This is a genomic window from Mesorhizobium sp. M6A.T.Cr.TU.017.01.1.1, from assembly GCF_004023115.1.
GTDB classification, from domain to species: domain Bacteria; phylum Pseudomonadota; class Alphaproteobacteria; order Rhizobiales; family Rhizobiaceae; genus Mesorhizobium; species Mesorhizobium mediterraneum.
The window spans coordinates 1-15,317 of sequence record NZ_RZTA01000133.1 but is presented as its reverse complement, the minus strand read 5'-3'; the positions used below and the strand labels follow the sequence as shown (position 1 = coordinate 15,317).

Sequence of the window (15,317 nt, the reverse complement as noted above, 5' to 3'; positions counted from 1 at the left end):
GCCAAGGTGTGCTGCGCCAGACAAGGCGCCACTCGATCATCGCCTCGCTGCTGGGCATCCGGCACATCGTGCTCGCCGTCAACAAGATCGATCTCGTCGGCTTCGACAAGGCCGTCTTCGAACGAATCATCGAGGATTTCAGGCAATTTTCGCACAAGCTCGGCTTCCAGACGATCGTGCCCATCCCGATGTCTGCCCGTTACGGCGACAACGTCACCAGCCGCTCGGACAAGACGAAGTGGTATTCCGGGCCGACGCTGATCGAACATCTGGAAACCGTGTCGGTCGATGAAGCCGTTGTCGAACTGCCGTTCCGTTTTCCGGTGCAGTACGTGAACCGCCCCAATCTCGATTTTCGCGGTTTTGCCGGCACGATTGCTTCCGGTTCCGTCTCAACAGGCGACGAGGTTGTTGTCGCCAAATCCGGCAAGTCCGCTCACGTCAGGCGCATCGTCTCGCATGGCGGCGATCTGAGCCAAGCGGTTGCCGGCCAAGCCATCACCCTAGTTCTCGACGACGAGGTCGAGGTCTCGCGCGGCAATATGCTGGTGTCGCCGGCGGCGCGGCCTCAGGTCGCCGACCAGTTCGCCGCCAACATCGTCTGGTTCGATGAGCATGCGCTGTTGCCGGGCCGCTCCTACATCCTGCGGACCGAGACCGATCAGACCAGTGCCACCGTCACCGACCTGAAATACCGCGTCAACGTCAACGACTTTGCCCATGAGGCGGCCAAGTCGCTCGAAATGAACGAGGTCGGCATCTGCAACATCTCGACGCGGGCGCCGATCGCCTTCGACACTTTCGCTGAGAACCGCACGACCGGCGCCTTCATCCTGATCGACCGCATCACCAACGCCACGGTCGGCGCCGGGATGATCCTGCATTCGCTGCGCCGCGCCGAAAACATTCACTGGCAATCGCTCGATGTCGGCAAGCACGGCCGCGCCGATCTGAAGAACCAGCGGCCTGCCGTGTTCTGGTTCACCGGGCTCTCGGGCTCGGGCAAGTCGACCATCGCCAACCTCTTCGAGAAGAAGCTGTTCGCCACCGGCCGCCACACCTACATCCTGGATGGCGATAATGTTCGCCACGGCCTCAATCGCGATCTTGGCTTCACCGACGCCGACCGCGTCGAAAACATTCGCCGCGTTGCGGAAGTGGCGCGCCTGATGGCCGATGCCGGGCTGATCGTCATTGTTTCCTTCATTTCGCCCTTCAGCGCGGAGCGGCGCATGGCCAGGGAGATGATGGCCAACGGTGAATTCGTCGAGGTGTTTGTCGATACACCCTTTGAGGAATGCGCCAGACGCGATCCGAAGGGTCTCTATGCGCGGGCGTTGAATGGCGAAATCAAGAATTTCACCGGCGTCGATTCCCCGTATGAGGCTCCTGAAAACCCCGAAATCCATCTCAAGACACTCGGCAAGTCTGCCGAGGAGATGGTAGAGGCCCTGGAACTCTGGCTGAACGAGCGCGACATTGCCGAAAACCAATACGATAGCGGCGGCGGCATCTGACGACGAAGCGATGCTCGGCGTGTTCGAGCGCCTTGCCTTGGCGGCGGGGCGAGAGGTGATGCGGGTTTTCGATGCTGGTTGCGCGGTCGATCAGAAATCAGACAGCTCGCCGGTGACCGAGGCCGATCGCGAGAGCGAAAAGATCATCCTCGCCGGCTTGCGCGCCGCGTTCCCCGACATCCCTTGCGTGGCTGAGGAAGAGGCATCGGCCGGCATCGTGCCGCCCGACCTCGACGACGCCTTTTTTCTGGTGGATCCGCTCGACGGCACCAAGGAATTCGTCAACCGCAGGACCGACTTCACCGTCAACATCGCGCTCGTCCGCCACGGCGTGCCGGAGATCGGCGTGGTCTTTGCGCCATGCACCGGACGCTTTTTTTCCGGCCGGCCGGGCAGGGCGGAAGCAATCGAAGTCGATGGCGACTACCAGATCATCGGCCGTCGGCCGATTTCGGCCAGGGCCGGTGTGGCGCCACTGACCATCGTCGCCAGCCGGTCCCACAACACGCCCGAGACCGAAGCCTATATCCGCACGGTAGGCGCTGCCGAGATCGTCTCGGTCGGCTCGTCGCTGAAATTCTGTCTTGTCGCCGGCGCCGAGGCCGACGTCTATCCGCGCTTCGGCCGCACCATGGAATGGGATACCGCGGCCGGCGATGCGGTGCTGCGCGCCGCCGGCGGCATGACGCGCACGCTTGATGGCAAACCGCTGGCCTACGGCAAGCGCAATCAGAGCGATGACGAGGACTTCGCCAATCCGCATTTCATAGCCAGCGGCAAGGCAGTCGGGCCAACCTGACGATTATAACGTCGCTAGCCCTGCAGGGCGTGGATCGCCGTGCGAAGCATAAATCCGGCTGAGACCGCGCGTCACGATCCCCGCTTCGGTCGTGGCATCTGGCGCACAGAACTCTTCGACGAAACGATTTCGCCCAAAACATCGCCGCTCGAGTTAAAATACATGACCGGCCGCGGGCAATCAGACGTGGCCCCAAGAACAGGTTCTTCTTGGCTACGTTCGCATTCCGCCGCACACAAAACCTTATGCTCTCCTGATGGGCGGTTGCCATCACGTGTTGGCGTTTCTATATGTACGTCTACACATAGGAGAATTCGCTATGCCGCTCAACATTCGCAGTGAAGAGGTAAATATGCTTGCCGAAAAATTGGCGGCGCGCACGCGGTTGAACAAGACGGCTGCCGTGAAGCTGGCCCTGGAAAACGAACTGCGCCGTGCCGAGGAGGCGATCCCTCTGTGGGAGCGGCTGAAGCCTTTGCGCGCGAAAATTGCGGCCTATCCGGACACCGGCCTTGCGGCAGACCGGGCGTTTTTCGATGACCTCAGCGGCGACTACTGATGTTCGTCGATGCGTCGGCAATCATCGCAATTGTGACGGAAGAGCCTGGGGCCGAGAACCTTGCGGCGGCGCTAGATGCCGCGCGCTCGCCGCGGCCGATCACATCGGTCGTGGCTGCATGGGAAGCGACTGTTGGGCTGTTTCGCAAAAAGCGCATTCCCATGGCAGAAGCTGAAGCGCGAGTGCAGGAGTTCCTTGAAGCGGCTGGGGTCGAGGTTCTGGCGATTTCGAGCCGTGAGTTGACCGCCGCGCTGCAAGCCTTCGATCGCTATGGACGGCACCGCTATCCGGACGCTGAACGCAATAGTGCGCTCAATCTTGCCGATTGCTTCCATTATGCCACCGCGAAATCCTACCAAGCGCCGATCCTGACCATAGATGCGGGATTTGCGCTTACCGATGTCGCGACTGTGGGTGCCAAGACTTGAGATATCGGAAGGGGAGGGCGGCCTCCGCCATGCGCTGGCGCCGGGGAAGCGCGTCGTCGCAACTGACGCCTGTTGATGCCGCGATCGGCGTGCTGCTGGAAGGCATACCGGCTAGACTGTGATCGCGCGCGTGAAGCTCTACGCTGCGGCGACGTCCGCCGAATTCGAGCCGATATAGTTGCGGATCGTCTCGATGATCCGGTCCTGATCGGCTTCGCTCAGGTAAGGGTGCATGGGCAGGCAGAGAATCCGCTTTGGCAGCTCCTCCGAAACGGCAAGACCGGACGGCGTGCGCGGATAGTCGCGGTAGGCGATCTGGCTGTGCAGCGGCTTCACGTAATAGATGACCGAAGGAATACCCTTTTCGCCGAGATGCGCCTTGAGCCCGTCGCGCTTCGGCGTCTCGACGGCGTATTGCGCCCAGGCCGAACGGCCGCCGTCCAGGTTGCGCGCCGCCTTGAGGATGTCGCCGAGCCCTTCGGCGTAACGATTTGCAACCGCTTGCCGGGCAACCATCTCGTCTTCGAGAATGGCCAGCTTCTCGATCAGGATCGCCGCCTGCAACGTGTCGAGCCGCGAATTGATGCCGACGCGGACATTGTCATACTGGGTTTCGCCCTTGCCGTGGAAGGCGAACGAGCGGAGCTGTTCGGCCAGCGCATCGTCATTGGTGAACATCGCGCCCCCGTCACCATAGCAGCCGAGCGGCTTTGCCGGGTAGAAGCTGGTCGAGCCGACCGCGCCGAACGAACCGCACATCTTGCCGTCGATCGAGCCGCCCATCGACTGGGCAGCATCCTCGATAACCATCAGCCCTTCGCGGTTGGCGATCGCCATGATCGCCTCGTAGTCGGCGGCAAGCCCGAACAGGTCGACGGGAATGATCGCCCTTGGCTTCAGCCGGCCTTCCGCCTTGATCATGGCGATGGCAGCCTCGAGGCTGGCGATGTCGATGTTGTAGGTATTGGGATCGACATCGACGAAAACCGGCTCGGCCTTGGCCAGCGCCACCACTTCCGCCGTGGCGGCGAAGGTGAAGCTCGGCACGAACACCGCGTCGCCTGGGCCGATGCCGGCCGCAAACAGCGGCAACAGCAGCGCGTCGGTGCCGTTGGCGCAGGCGACGACATGCTTGGTGCCGATATAGGCGGCGAGCTTATTTTCGAATTCGGTGACCTCAGGTCCCAGAATATAGCGTCCCTCATCGACGACGCGGTCGATCGCCACTTTCAGCCTGTCGCGGATTCGTTCGCGCTGCGCGCCAAGATCGATGAACTGCATGTCGGCCTCAAAACGGTACTAGCCAGATAACCGGCCGCTGGTATCAGAGTTGCGCCAGCCGAGAAAGCTGCACGAACCAAACCGCGAATTGCTCAAGTGTCGCAGCCTGTTACCTCTGATTTCCGAGGTGCCCTTTGAAGATGCCGGAAATCCGGGCTTCGTCAGGCATCATTTGGTTTTCATATCGCGTCGCGTCCGGCCGGCGAAACATAAAGTGATCGCCAAGCTGGGTGTATCGCCGTGCAATCAGGCGATTTCGTGCCGCCATGGCGGATTGGCGCCGGCTCGCGACACGGTAACCGCCGCAGCCTTGGCGCCGAGCGTCAGCGCCTTGTGGATGGCGTCTTCCGGCAGATTGGCGATCGCCTCCTTCGACAGCAGGCCTTGCTCGTGCAGCGAGGCCAGGATGCCGGCGTTGAACGTGTCGCCGGCGCCGACCGTATCGACCACCTCGACCTTGTCCGGCACGACCGTGACCTTGTGATCCCTGGTGTAGCCGGCAGCGCCTTCGCTGCCATGGGTGACGACGATCAGGGTCGGGCCGCGATCCAGCCAGTTGCGGACGACGTCTTCGTGCGAGCCGGCTTCGCCGAACCAGTTGAGGTCCTCATCCGACAGTTTCACGATGTCGGCCATCGCCATCATAGAGCGGATGCGCCGGAGATGCTTGGCCTTGTCAGGGATGAAATTGGGCCGAATGTTGGGGTCGAGCATCATGACGCGGCGCTTATGCTCGCGCCGCATGAATTCCTCGTAGGCCGATCCGGCCGGCTCCGAGATCAGGCTGATGGCGCCGAACAGCATGGCTTCGATCTCGCTGCCGAGTTTCGGCAGATCGTCGACGGTCAGCATGCGTCCGGCTGTGTTTTCATCGTAGAACGTGTAGGTCGCCTGGCCGTTGTCCAGCCGCACGAAGGCAAGCGTGGTCGGCCGGGGAGATGTGTGCGCATAGGTGGAACTGACCTTGCTCTCTCCCAGTGCGTCCCTGAACTGGCCGCCGAACAGGTCCGACGACAGGCCGGAAAAGAAACCGGCGGGTGCTCCCAGCCTGCCGAGCGCAATAGCGGTGTTGAACACCGCGCCGCCGACATAGGGGGCAAAGGCCGGCTCGCCCTCCGTCGTGGTACGCGGCAGCATGTCGATCAGGGCTTCGCCGCAACAGAGGATCATGATTTGCAGTTCTCCGGCGGATAGATCACACCCTTGCGGATGATGATGTTGGCGTAGAGCTACGGCTCGTTTGTCGCGACGATCGCGTGCGCGGATCTGACCCGTAGATAGAAGCCGGCGCCGGCAAGCGCAACCGCCTTGCAACCATTCCGACCAGCAAACTCAAGCACTCCTGGAAATCGTCGTCGAACCGATGAGGAAGCGCTCGGAAAGCGGCAGGCTGGCGCCGCCCAGGGCACGTGCATGAATACCGACAGTGCCCTCGCGAACGGCTGGGAGGTTCAGGCCTTCGCCGTCGATGTTGCCGATGGCTTCGACAACGGCATCGACGAGCCGGCGCCGCACGGCCTTCGGCATCCATCCGTCGATCACCGCTGCCTCGAAATCGATAACCGAGGATGCTGCCACGATGGCATAGGCGAGCGCTTGCGAGGCGCAGGCGATCCAGTCGTCAAGCTCGACGCCGATCTCGCCCCAATCCTCCGGTGACGTCCACAGATGCGAGGCCTCGACACCGCGCGCGTTGAGCGCCTTTTCCAGCATGGCGATCGACGCCACGTCGATCAGTTGGGTCGGCTTGCCGTCCGGTCCGGGCACCGGCATCGAACCCAGCGCGCCGGCATTGCCGGTCGGCCCGCCAAAAAGGTGACCGTTGAGCACGATGCCGCCGCCGGCGAAGGCACCGATATAGAAATAGACGAAGTCGCGCGCCGCACCCGCCTTGCCGAACACCAGCTCGGCGCCGCAAGCCGAGGTGGCATCATTCTGCAGATAGACGGGGAATTCGCACTGCGCCTGGATATCGGCGCGGATGTCGCGGTGGCGCCATTCGTCCATGACGTCGCGCGGCGCACCTGCCGTATCGGCCCAGTTCCACAATTCGAACGGCATGGCGATACCGAGCCCGGCAATGCGCTTGTCCTGCGCCGGGGTGAGCTCGCCGCGCATCGTCTTCATGCCGGAGGTGACGAATTCGACCGTCTCGCGCGGTGCCGGATAGCGGTAGGAATGCTGCAGCATCGAGCGTACATTGCCGAGAAAGTCGATCAGCACGAGTTCGGCGCTGCGACGGCCGATCTTCAGGCCGATGAAATAGGCGCCATCGGGATTGAGCGCCATCGGAATGGAGGGTTGGCCGATCTTGCCGCGCAACGGCGCCTGGCGGACAAGGAGCTTGTCCACCTCGAGCTCGCGCATGATGACGGAAACTGTCTGAGCCGAAAGTCCGGTCATGCGCGCAATGTCGGACTTGGCCAGGCTGCCGTGCCGACGCACCAGAGACAGCACCAGCCGCTCATTGTGGTCTCGCATGCCGCTCTGGTTGGTGCCGCGATGAATGCGGCTTTCGGCTGCCTCGGGCGAACCGTGCCCCGTAATGCCGGTCTCCACCCTTGTTCCTCCCGTCGTTTCCCCTCAAAGCTTTTGGGGCCAGAATGAGTGAACGATGCAGTCCTGTCAATAATAAATAAGAGTGATTTAATTATTGACAGAAACCTCGGCCTGGTGTTGTGTTGGGCCAGGCGTCCACGCCGGGAGAAGTCGTCTGGATGCTTGTGCGGATGCCGGTTGGCCGGCATCCGAAATGGTTCCACTGGGAGGAAAATCGTGACCAAGACAGCACTATTGAAGTCCACCGTTTTTGCCGCGGCCGGACTGGGTCTGATGGCGTTCACCTCGGCCGCGTCCGCTGCCGACGTCGGCGCCTGCCTGATCACCAAGACCGACACCAACCCCTTCTTCGTCAAGATGAAGGAAGGCGCGGCCGCCAAGGCCAAAGAGCTCGGCGTTGAGCTTAAAGCCTACGCAGGCAAGATCGACGGCGACAGCGAGAGCCAGGTGGCGGCGATCGAAAGCTGCATCGCCGACGGCGCCAAGGGCATCCTGATCACCGCGTCGGACACCAAGGGTATCGTCCCGGCGGTGAAGAAGGCACGTGACGCCGGTCTGCTCGTGATCGCGCTGGACACGCCGCTTGATCCGCTCGACGCCGCCGACGCGACCTTCGCGACCGACAATCTGGAGGCCGGCAAGCTGATCGGCGCGTGGGCCGCCGCGACGCTCGGCGACAAGGCGAAGGATGCCAAGATCGGCTTCCTCGACCTGACCCCCTCGCAACCGACGGTCGACGTCTTGCGCGACCAGGGCTTCATGATGGGCTACGGCATCGACGTGAAGGATCCCAACAAGATCGGCGATGAGGACGATGCACGCATCGTCGGCCACGATGTCACGAACGGCAACGAGGAAGGCGGCCGCAAGGCGATGGAGAACCTTCTCCAGAAGGATCCCGGCATCAATGTCATCCATACCATCAACGAGCCGGCAGCCGTCGGCGCCTACCAGGCGCTCAAGGCCGTGGGCCTCGAAGGCAACGTGCTGATCGTCTCGGTTGACGGCGGCTGTCCCGGCGTGAAGTCGGTCGCCGAGGGCGTGATCGGCGCGACCTCGCAGCAATATCCGCTCCAGATGGCGGCACTCGGCATCGAAGCGATCGCCGCTTTCGCCAAGGATGGGACGAAGCCCAAGCCGACCGAAGGCAAGGATTTCTTCGACACGGGCGTGAACCTCGTGACCGACAAGCCGGCGGAAGGCGTGAAGTCCATCGACACCAAGGAAGGCCTCGCCAAGTGCTGGGGCTGATGCCGGTCTGACAGGCAACAGAACCGATCGGCCGGGGGCTTGATCCCCGGTCGTTTCGGGCGGACGATGCGCTATCGCAAGCGCGAACAATTCCGGCGGCAGATCGGGAATGGTTGGACGGGCGTCGGCGTGGCTGAGGCCCCATGGGAGGAAACATGGCTCAGGTTCAGGAATTCGAAAAGGCTCTCTCGAACAGCGAGACAAGCGTTGCTGCTTTTGACGAGCACGGCACGTCGATCGTCAAGCGCATCCAGCATTTTTTGCATTCCACTCCGGCTGCAGTGCCGCTGATCGTGCTGGTTCTGTCGATCGCTGTCTTCGGCGTCACCATCGGAGGGCGGTTCTTTTCGTCCTACACGCTGACGCTGATCCTGCAGCAGATTGCCATCGTCGGTATTCTCGGAGCCGCGCAGACGCTGGTCATCCTTACAGCCGGCATCGACCTGTCAATCGGCGTGATCATGGTGATTTCGGCCGTGATCATGGGCAATTGCGCGGTCACCTATGGTCTGCCGACCTTGCTTGCGGTGGTGATCGGGCTTGCCGCCGGCGGGGCCTGCGGGCTGCTCAATGGGCTGCTGGTCGCCTACATGAAGCTGCCGCCCTTCATCGTCACGCTCGGCACCTGGAACATCGTCATGGCCACGAACTTCATCTATTCGGCCAATGAGACGATCCGCGACGCCGACGTCGACGTCCAGGCGCCGCTGCTCCATCTGTTTGGCCTGAACTTCAAGATCGGCACAGCGGTGCTGACAATCGGCGTCATTGCCATGGTCGTGCTGGTGCTGATCCTGTGGTACGTGCTTAATCACACGGCATGGGGCCGCCATGTCTACGCCGTCGGCGATGATCCGGAGGCGGCAAAACTGTCGGGCATCCAGACCAAGAAGGTGCTGATCTCGGTTTACACCCTTGCCGGGCTGATCGCCGCTTTCGCTGCCTGGGTCTCCATCGGCCGCAACGGCTCGATCTCGCCGTCCGCCGCTGTAACCGACTACAATTTGCAGGCGATCACCGCGACGGTGATCGGCGGCATTTCCCTCTTCGGCGGACGCGGGTCGATTCTGGGCACGCTGTTCGGCGCTATGATCGTCGGCGTCGTTTCGATGGGCCTCAACATGCTGGGCGCCGATCCGCAATGGAAAGTGCTGCTTACCGGTGTGCTGATTATCGGCGCCGTGGCAATCGACCAGTGGATCAGAAAGGTTTCGGTGTAACCATGACCCAGGAGCCCATCCTCACCGCGCGCGGCCTCGTCAAGCGCTATGGCCGCGTCACCGCACTGAATAGCTGCGACTTCGATCTCTATCCGGGAGAAATCCTGGCCGTGATCGGCGACAACGGCGCAGGCAAGTCGACGCTGATCAAGGCGATCTCTGGCGCCGTGATTCCGGACGAGGGGACCATCGAGTTGGACGGCAAGCAGGTGCTCTTCAAGTCGCCCATCGAGGCCCGCGAGGCCGGCATCGAAACCGTCTACCAGAACCTGGCGCTATCGCCGGCGTTGTCGATCGCCGACAACATGTTCCTCGGTCGCGAGATCCGCAAACCGGGTTTTCTGGGCGACTGGCTGCGCATGCTCGACCGGCCGGCCATGGAAAAGCGCGCCCGCGACAAGCTCACCGAACTTGGCCTGATGACCATCCAGAACATCAGCCAGGCCGTGGAAACGCTCTCGGGTGGCCAACGCCAGGGCGTGGCGGTAGCGCGGGCCGCCGCCTTCGGCTCGAAGATGGTCATCATGGATGAGCCGACAGCGGCGTTAGGCGTCAAGGAGAGCCGCCGCGTGCTCGAACTGATCCTCGACGTGAAGAAGCGCGGCCTGCCGATCGTGCTGATCTCGCACAACATGCCGCATGTCTTCGAGGTGGCCGACCGCATTCACATCCATCGGCTTGGCCGTCGCCTCTGTGTCATCGATCCCAAGCAATATACGATGTCCGACGCCGTCGCCTTCATGACCGGAGCGAAGCTTCCGCCGGAGGCGGCGCTGGCGGCCTGATGCATGTCGCCCAAAAGTGCGTAGCGGTTTTGGGATAACGACATGCATAAACGAGAAAGCATGTCGCCCAAAAGTGCGTAGCGGTTTTGGGATAACGACATGCACGCATCGCGGAAGCCGCCCAAACGCGACGCGCTTTAAGTTGCTAAACTGCCGCAGGGTAAGCTGCCCCGCGGCAATCTAACTCGATTGAATGTATAACAAAATATGCGCTAGCATGGGCTGGGAGGAATGGTGAAAGCCAGTATGATCATGGCAACCGCACGAGAGGCGACATGACGCACGCGATGGCATCCAAAGCTCCCATTCTCGAAACCCCAGATCCCAAGACGCTCGCTGACGAAGTCCTGAAGGCCCTCAAATACAGGGTCGGCAAGGGCACCGCAGTCGCCACGCAATACGACTGGCTCACCGCCTCGATCAAAGTCGTGCGTGACCGCATCGTCGATCACTGGATGCAGGCGACGCAAGAGGCCTACGCCCAGCAGGAAAAGCGCGTCTACTATTTGTCGCTGGAATTCCTCATTGGCCGCCTGATGCGCGACGCCTTCTCCAACCTCGGCCTGATGGACAATATGCGCGAAGCGCTGCGGTCTCTCGGCGTCGACCTCGATCTCATCGCGGCCCTCGAGCCGGATGCAGCGCTTGGCAATGGCGGTCTCGGTCGGCTCGCCGCCTGCTTCATGGAAAGCATGGCAACCGTCGACATCCCCGCGCATGGCTATGGCATTCGCTATGCCAACGGCATGTTTCGTCAGGAAATCCACGATGGCTGGCAGGTCGAACTGCCCGAGACCTGGCTCGATCACGGCAACCCCTGGGAGTTCGAGCGGCGCGAACGCTCCTTCGAGGTCGGTTTCGGCGGCGCGGTGGAATCGATCACCTCGAAGGACGGCAGGCTTGAGCGCCACGTCTGGAAGCCGATCGAACATGTTCTGGCGGTTGCCTACGATACGCCGGTGGTCGGTTGGCGGGCCAACCGCGTCAACACGCTGCGGCTCTGGTCCGGCATGCCGATCGATCCGATCCTGCTCGACAAGTTCAACGCCGGCGACCACATCGGTGCGCTCGCCGAAAGCAACAAGGCCGATGCTTTGTCGCGCGTCCTTTACCCCGCCGATTCCCACAAGGCTGGTCAGGAGCTGCGGCTAAGACAGGAGTATTTCTTTTCGACCGCATCGTTGCAGGACATCATCCAGCGTCATCTCAGCCAGTATGGCGACCTGCAGTCGCTGCCCGACAAGGCGGCGATCCATCTGAACGACACTCATCCGGCCATCGCGGTGCCCGAGCTGATGCGCCTGCTGATGGATGTCCACGGCATGGATTTCGACCAGGCCTGGAGCATCACCAAGCGCACCTTCGGCTATACCAACCACACGCTGCTTCCCGAAGCGCTCGAAAGCTGGCCGGTGCCGCTGTTCGAGCGGCTTTTGCCGCGCCATATGCAGATCGTCTACGCCATCAACGCTGAAGTGCTGTTGGAGGCGCGCGCCTCCGACCAGTTCTCGGATGAACAGATCGGTCGCATCTCGCTGATCCAGGAAAATGGCGACCGCCGGGTACGCATGGGCAATCTGGCCTTTGTCGGCTCGCACTCGATCAACGGCGTATCAGCCCTTCACACCGAGCTGATGAAGGAAACGGTGTTTGCCGACCTTCACAAGCTCTACCCCGACCGCATCAACAACAAGACCAACGGCATCACACCGCGTCGTTGGCTGATCCAATGCAATCCCGGTCTTACCGCGCTCACCCGCGAGGCAATCGGCGATCGCTTCCTCGACGACATCGACGCGATCAAGGAGCTCGATGCCTTTGCCGACGACGCCGCCTTCCGCGACAAGTTCGCGGCCGTCAAGCGGGCGAACAAAGTCAGGCTTGCCAATCTCGTCGCCGACCGCCTCGGCATCAAGGTCGATCCCTCGGCGCTGTTCGACATCCAGATCAAGCGCATCCACGAATACAAGCGCCAGCTGCTGAACATCCTCGAAGCGATCGCGCTCTACGACCAGATCCGCTCGCATCCGGAGCGCGACTGGATGCCCCGCGTCAAGTTCTTCGGCGGCAAGGCGGCGCCCAGCTATCACAACGCCAAGCTGATCATCAAGCTCGCCAACGACGTCGCCAAGGTCATCAATCGCGACCCGGCTGTTCGCGGCTTGCTGAAAGTGGTGTTCGTGCCGAATTACAATGTCAGCCTGGCCGAGATCATGATGCCGGCCGCCGACCTTTCGGAGCAGATATCGACCGCCGGCATGGAAGCCTCCGGCACCGGCAACATGAAATTCGCGCTGAACGGTGCGCTGACCATCGGCACGCTCGACGGCGCCAATGTCGAGATCAAGGAATGCGTCGGCGACGACAACATCTTCATTTTCGGCCTGACCACTGAGCAGGTCGCCGAGCGGCGCAGCAACGGCTACGATCCGCGATCCGTGATCGAAGCCTCTCCCGAACTGGCGCAGGCGGTGGCTGCCGTTTCGTCGGGCGTCTTTTCGCCTGACGATCCGGAACGCTATCGCGACCTGATGAACGGCCTCTATCAGAGCGACTGGTTCATGGTCGCAGCGGATTTCGATGCCTACGCCGCCACCCAGCGCGACGTCGACGCCGTCTGGCGCAACAGCCCGGATTGGCACGCCAAGGCAATCCGCAATGTCGCCCGCGTCGGCTGGTTCTCATCCGACCGCACGATCCGCCAATATGCGAAAGAAATCTGGAACGTGCCCGTCTGATATGATTGCATGAGGCCACGAACAACGTGGTCCCGGGGAGGGTCACTGCCTGATGAGGAAGCCGCGCGCGACCGCTGCGACAAGCGGGCCGGATGGACTGGCGTCAGCCGGTGATGTCGCGGCGATTGTCGCCGGCACGCATGGTGATCCTTTCGCTGTCCTCGGTGTGCACGAGGTTGACAAGGGCTTTGTCGCCCGCTGCTTCGTCCCTCATGCCGAGCTCGTCACTGCCTATACGCTGACCGGCAAGAAAGCGGGCGAACTCTCCAGGCGCGACGAAGGCGGCTTCTTCGAGGGCAGGCTGTCGCTCAAAAAGCGACAGCCCCTGCGCTATCATGCGCGCAATGCCGGTGGCGACTGGTGGCTGACCGATCCCTATTCGTTCGGTCCGGTGCTTGGTCCGCTGGACGACTATTATATCGCCGAGGGTTCGCATCTCAGGCTGTTCGACAAGCTCGGCGCGCATCTCATCGACCACGAGGGTGCGTCCGGCGTGCATTTCGCCGTCTGGGCGCCCAATGCCAGGCGTGTGTCGGTGGTCGGCGACTTCAACGAATGGGACGGCCGCAGGCATACGATGCGCGTCCGCCGCGACACCGGCATCTGGGAGTTGTTCATTCCCGACATCGGCGCCGGCCGGCCCTACAAATACGAGATCATCGGACCCGATGGCGTGAGGCTGCCGCTGAAGGCCGATCCGTTCGCCTTCAAATCCGAACTGCGCCCGGCCACCGCTTCGGTGACGGCGCTTCCGCCGGCGCATCAATGGGGTGACGAGGCGCACCGCAATTTCTGGCGCAACACCGACCCCAGGCGCGAGGCGGTGTCGATCTATGAGGTCCATGCCGGCTCCTGGCAGCTTCACGACGACGGCAGCTTCCTGTCGTGGGACGAACTCGCCGAAAGGCTGATCCCCTACGTCGTCGACACGGGTTTCACCCATATCGAATTCATGCCGATCTCCGAACATCCCTATGACCCGTCCTGGGGCTACCAGACGACAGGCCTCTACGCGCCGTCGGCCCGCTTCGGCGATCCGGACGGTTTTGCCCGCTTCGTCGACGGCGCCCACCGCGCCGGCGTCGGCGTCATCCTCGACTGGGTGCCGGCACATTTCCCGGTGGACGCGCATGGCCTGGCCAATTTCGACGGCACCGCGCTCTATGAGCATGCCGACCCGCGCAAGGGCTTCCATCCCGACTGGAACACCGCGATCTACAATTTCGGCCGTCGCGAGGTGGTCTCGTTCCTCGTCAACAATGCGCTGTTCTGGGCTGAGAAATACCACGTCGACGGTTTGCGGGTCGATGCCGTCGCCTCGATGCTCTACCTCGATTATTCACGCAAGGCCGGCGAATGGATTCCCAACGAAAAGGGCGGGCGCGAGAACCTCGAGGCGGTCAGCTTCCTCCAGAGGATGAACAAGGAGGTCTATGGCCATCATCCGGGAGTGATGACGATTGCCGAGGAATCGACCTCATGGCCAAAGGTCTCGCAGCCGGTGCATGAGGGCGGACTGGGTTTCGGCTTCAAGTGGAACATGGGCTTCATGCACGACACGCTGGAGTATTTTTCCAAGGAGCCGATTTTTCGCAAGCATCACCACAACGATATCACCTTCGGCCTGGTCTACGCCTTCTCAGAGAATTTCGTGCTGCCGCTCTCCCATGACGAGGTCGTGCACGGCAAGGGCACGCTGCTCGGCAAGATGGCCGGCGACGACTGGCAGAAATTCGCAACGCTGCGCGCCTACTACGCCTTCATGTGGGGCTACCCCGGCAAGAAGCTGTTGTTCATGGGACAGGAATTCGCCCAGCGCCGCGAGTGGAGCGAGGCGCGCGCGCTCGACTGGAATTTGCTCGATTTCCGGCTCCACCGCGGCGTCCGGCAAACGGTGCGCGATCTCAACTATCTTTACCGTTCGCGCCCGGCGCTGCATGCGCGCGACTGCGAGCCGGAGGGCTTTTCCTGGCTGATCGTCGACGACAGCGCGAACTCCGTCTTTGCCTGGCTGCGTAGCGCGCCGGGCGGAAATCCGGTCGCCGTCATCTCCAATTTCACGCCCGTGCCACGCGACAATTATCGCGTGCCGTTGCCGACGGCCGGAAAATGGCGCGAGATCATCAATACGGACGCCGCCGACTATGGCGGTTCCGGCAAGGGCAATGGCGGCGCCGTCG

12 protein-coding genes and 1 pseudogene are annotated in these 15,317 nt (G+C 62.2%); 9 read left to right on the top strand and 4 right to left on the bottom strand.

Translation table 11 applies throughout. The features are described 5' to 3' along the window. The 4 genes from cysC to EOB36_RS29160 all read left to right on the top strand — a co-directional run. A partial coding sequence (gene cysC / locus EOB36_RS29175) for an adenylyl-sulfate kinase (protein WP_128286235.1) occupies nucleotides 1–1,517 on the top strand: 1,517 nt, incomplete at its 5' end. Between the two features lie 10 nt (nucleotides 1,518–1,527). After that, nucleotides 1,528–2,316: a 3'(2'),5'-bisphosphate nucleotidase CysQ gene (gene cysQ / locus EOB36_RS29170; protein WP_164759096.1), complete on the top strand. Its 789-nt coding sequence runs from the start codon at nucleotides 1,528–1,530 to the stop codon at nucleotides 2,314–2,316. A 319-nt stretch (nucleotides 2,317–2,635) separates the two neighbouring features. Continuing rightward, complete coding sequence (locus EOB36_RS29165; RefSeq protein WP_095486102.1) at nucleotides 2,636–2,875, top strand: type II toxin-antitoxin system VapB family antitoxin; 240 nt, start codon at nucleotides 2,636–2,638, stop codon at nucleotides 2,873–2,875. Next, complete coding sequence (locus tag EOB36_RS29160; RefSeq protein ID WP_095486101.1) at nucleotides 2,875–3,303, top strand: type II toxin-antitoxin system VapC family toxin; 429 nt, start codon at nucleotides 2,875–2,877, stop codon at nucleotides 3,301–3,303. The genes EOB36_RS29165 and EOB36_RS29160 overlap by 1 nt, the downstream gene beginning before the upstream one ends. 138 nt (nucleotides 3,304–3,441) lie before the next feature. Here the strand turns inward: EOB36_RS29160 and EOB36_RS29155 are convergent, their stop codons facing one another. From EOB36_RS29155 to EOB36_RS29140, 4 genes and pseudogenes are all read right to left on the bottom strand, one after another. Beyond that, nucleotides 3,442–4,584 (bottom strand): DegT/DnrJ/EryC1/StrS aminotransferase family protein, encoded by a 1,143-nt coding sequence (locus tag EOB36_RS29155; RefSeq protein WP_095486100.1) that lies wholly within the window; start codon nucleotides 4,582–4,584, stop codon nucleotides 3,442–3,444. A 246-nt stretch (nucleotides 4,585–4,830) separates the two neighbouring features. After that, on the bottom strand, nucleotides 4,831–5,754 hold the full coding sequence (locus EOB36_RS29150; protein ID WP_095486099.1) for a carbohydrate kinase: 924 nt from the start codon (nucleotides 5,752–5,754) through the stop codon (nucleotides 4,831–4,833). Further along, nucleotides 5,751–5,900, bottom strand: a pseudogene (locus EOB36_RS36035) (RbsD/FucU domain-containing protein); the annotation flags it as partial. The gene EOB36_RS29150 and the pseudogene EOB36_RS36035, both read right to left, overlap by 4 nt. A gap of 16 nt (nucleotides 5,901–5,916) precedes the next feature. Then, nucleotides 5,917–7,143, bottom strand: a complete 1,227-nt coding sequence (locus EOB36_RS29140; protein ID WP_095486098.1) for an ROK family transcriptional regulator — start codon at nucleotides 7,141–7,143, stop codon at nucleotides 5,917–5,919. Between the two features lie 234 nt (nucleotides 7,144–7,377). Between EOB36_RS29140 and EOB36_RS29135 the strand changes: the two genes are divergently transcribed. From EOB36_RS29135 to glgB, 5 genes are all read left to right on the top strand, one after another. Further along, entirely contained in the window at nucleotides 7,378–8,394 is a 1,017-nt protein-coding gene (locus EOB36_RS29135; RefSeq protein WP_164547250.1) for a sugar ABC transporter substrate-binding protein, read from the top strand. A 155-nt stretch (nucleotides 8,395–8,549) separates the two neighbouring features. Then, on the top strand, nucleotides 8,550–9,614 hold the full coding sequence (locus tag EOB36_RS29130; protein WP_095486216.1) for an ABC transporter permease: 1,065 nt from the start codon (nucleotides 8,550–8,552) through the stop codon (nucleotides 9,612–9,614). Nucleotides 9,615–9,616: 2 nt separating this feature from the next. Beyond that, the gene (locus EOB36_RS29125; RefSeq protein WP_095486096.1) at nucleotides 9,617–10,399 is read left to right on the top strand and encodes an ATP-binding cassette domain-containing protein; all 783 of its coding nucleotides are present in this window, start codon (nucleotides 9,617–9,619) and stop codon (nucleotides 10,397–10,399) included. 275 nt (nucleotides 10,400–10,674) lie between these two features. Next, nucleotides 10,675–13,137 carry a glycogen/starch/alpha-glucan phosphorylase gene (locus tag EOB36_RS29115; RefSeq protein WP_095486095.1) on the top strand — a complete coding sequence of 821 codons (2,463 nt, stop codon included), beginning with the start codon at nucleotides 10,675–10,677 and terminating at the stop codon, nucleotides 13,135–13,137. A gap of 52 nt (nucleotides 13,138–13,189) precedes the next feature. Further along, nucleotides 13,190–15,317, top strand: a 2,128-nt coding sequence (glgB, locus tag EOB36_RS29110; protein WP_128286234.1) for a 1,4-alpha-glucan branching protein GlgB, incomplete at its 3' end; no start/stop codon positions are given.

Bases quoted from the DNA above. Each gene is read 5' to 3' on its own strand.
- EOB36_RS29115 (WP_095486095.1), top strand. From the start codon at position 10,675: ATGACGCACGCGATGGCATCCAAAGCTCCCATTCTCGAAACCCCAGAT.
- cysQ (WP_164759096.1), top strand. From the start codon at position 1,528: ATGCTCGGCGTGTTCGAGCGCCTTGCCTTGGCGGCGGGGCGAGAGGTG.
- EOB36_RS29125 (WP_095486096.1), top strand. From the start codon at position 9,617: ATGACCCAGGAGCCCATCCTCACCGCGCGCGGCCTCGTCAAGCGCTAT.
- EOB36_RS29150 (WP_095486099.1), bottom strand. From the start codon at position 5,754: ATGATCCTCTGTTGCGGCGAAGCCCTGATCGACATGCTGCCGCGTACC.
- EOB36_RS29155 (WP_095486100.1), bottom strand. From the start codon at position 4,584: ATGCAGTTCATCGATCTTGGCGCGCAGCGCGAACGAATCCGCGACAGG.
- EOB36_RS29160 (WP_095486101.1), top strand. From the start codon at position 2,875: ATGTTCGTCGATGCGTCGGCAATCATCGCAATTGTGACGGAAGAGCCT.
- EOB36_RS29165 (WP_095486102.1), top strand. From the start codon at position 2,636: ATGCCGCTCAACATTCGCAGTGAAGAGGTAAATATGCTTGCCGAAAAA.
- EOB36_RS29130 (WP_095486216.1), top strand. From the start codon at position 8,550: ATGGCTCAGGTTCAGGAATTCGAAAAGGCTCTCTCGAACAGCGAGACA.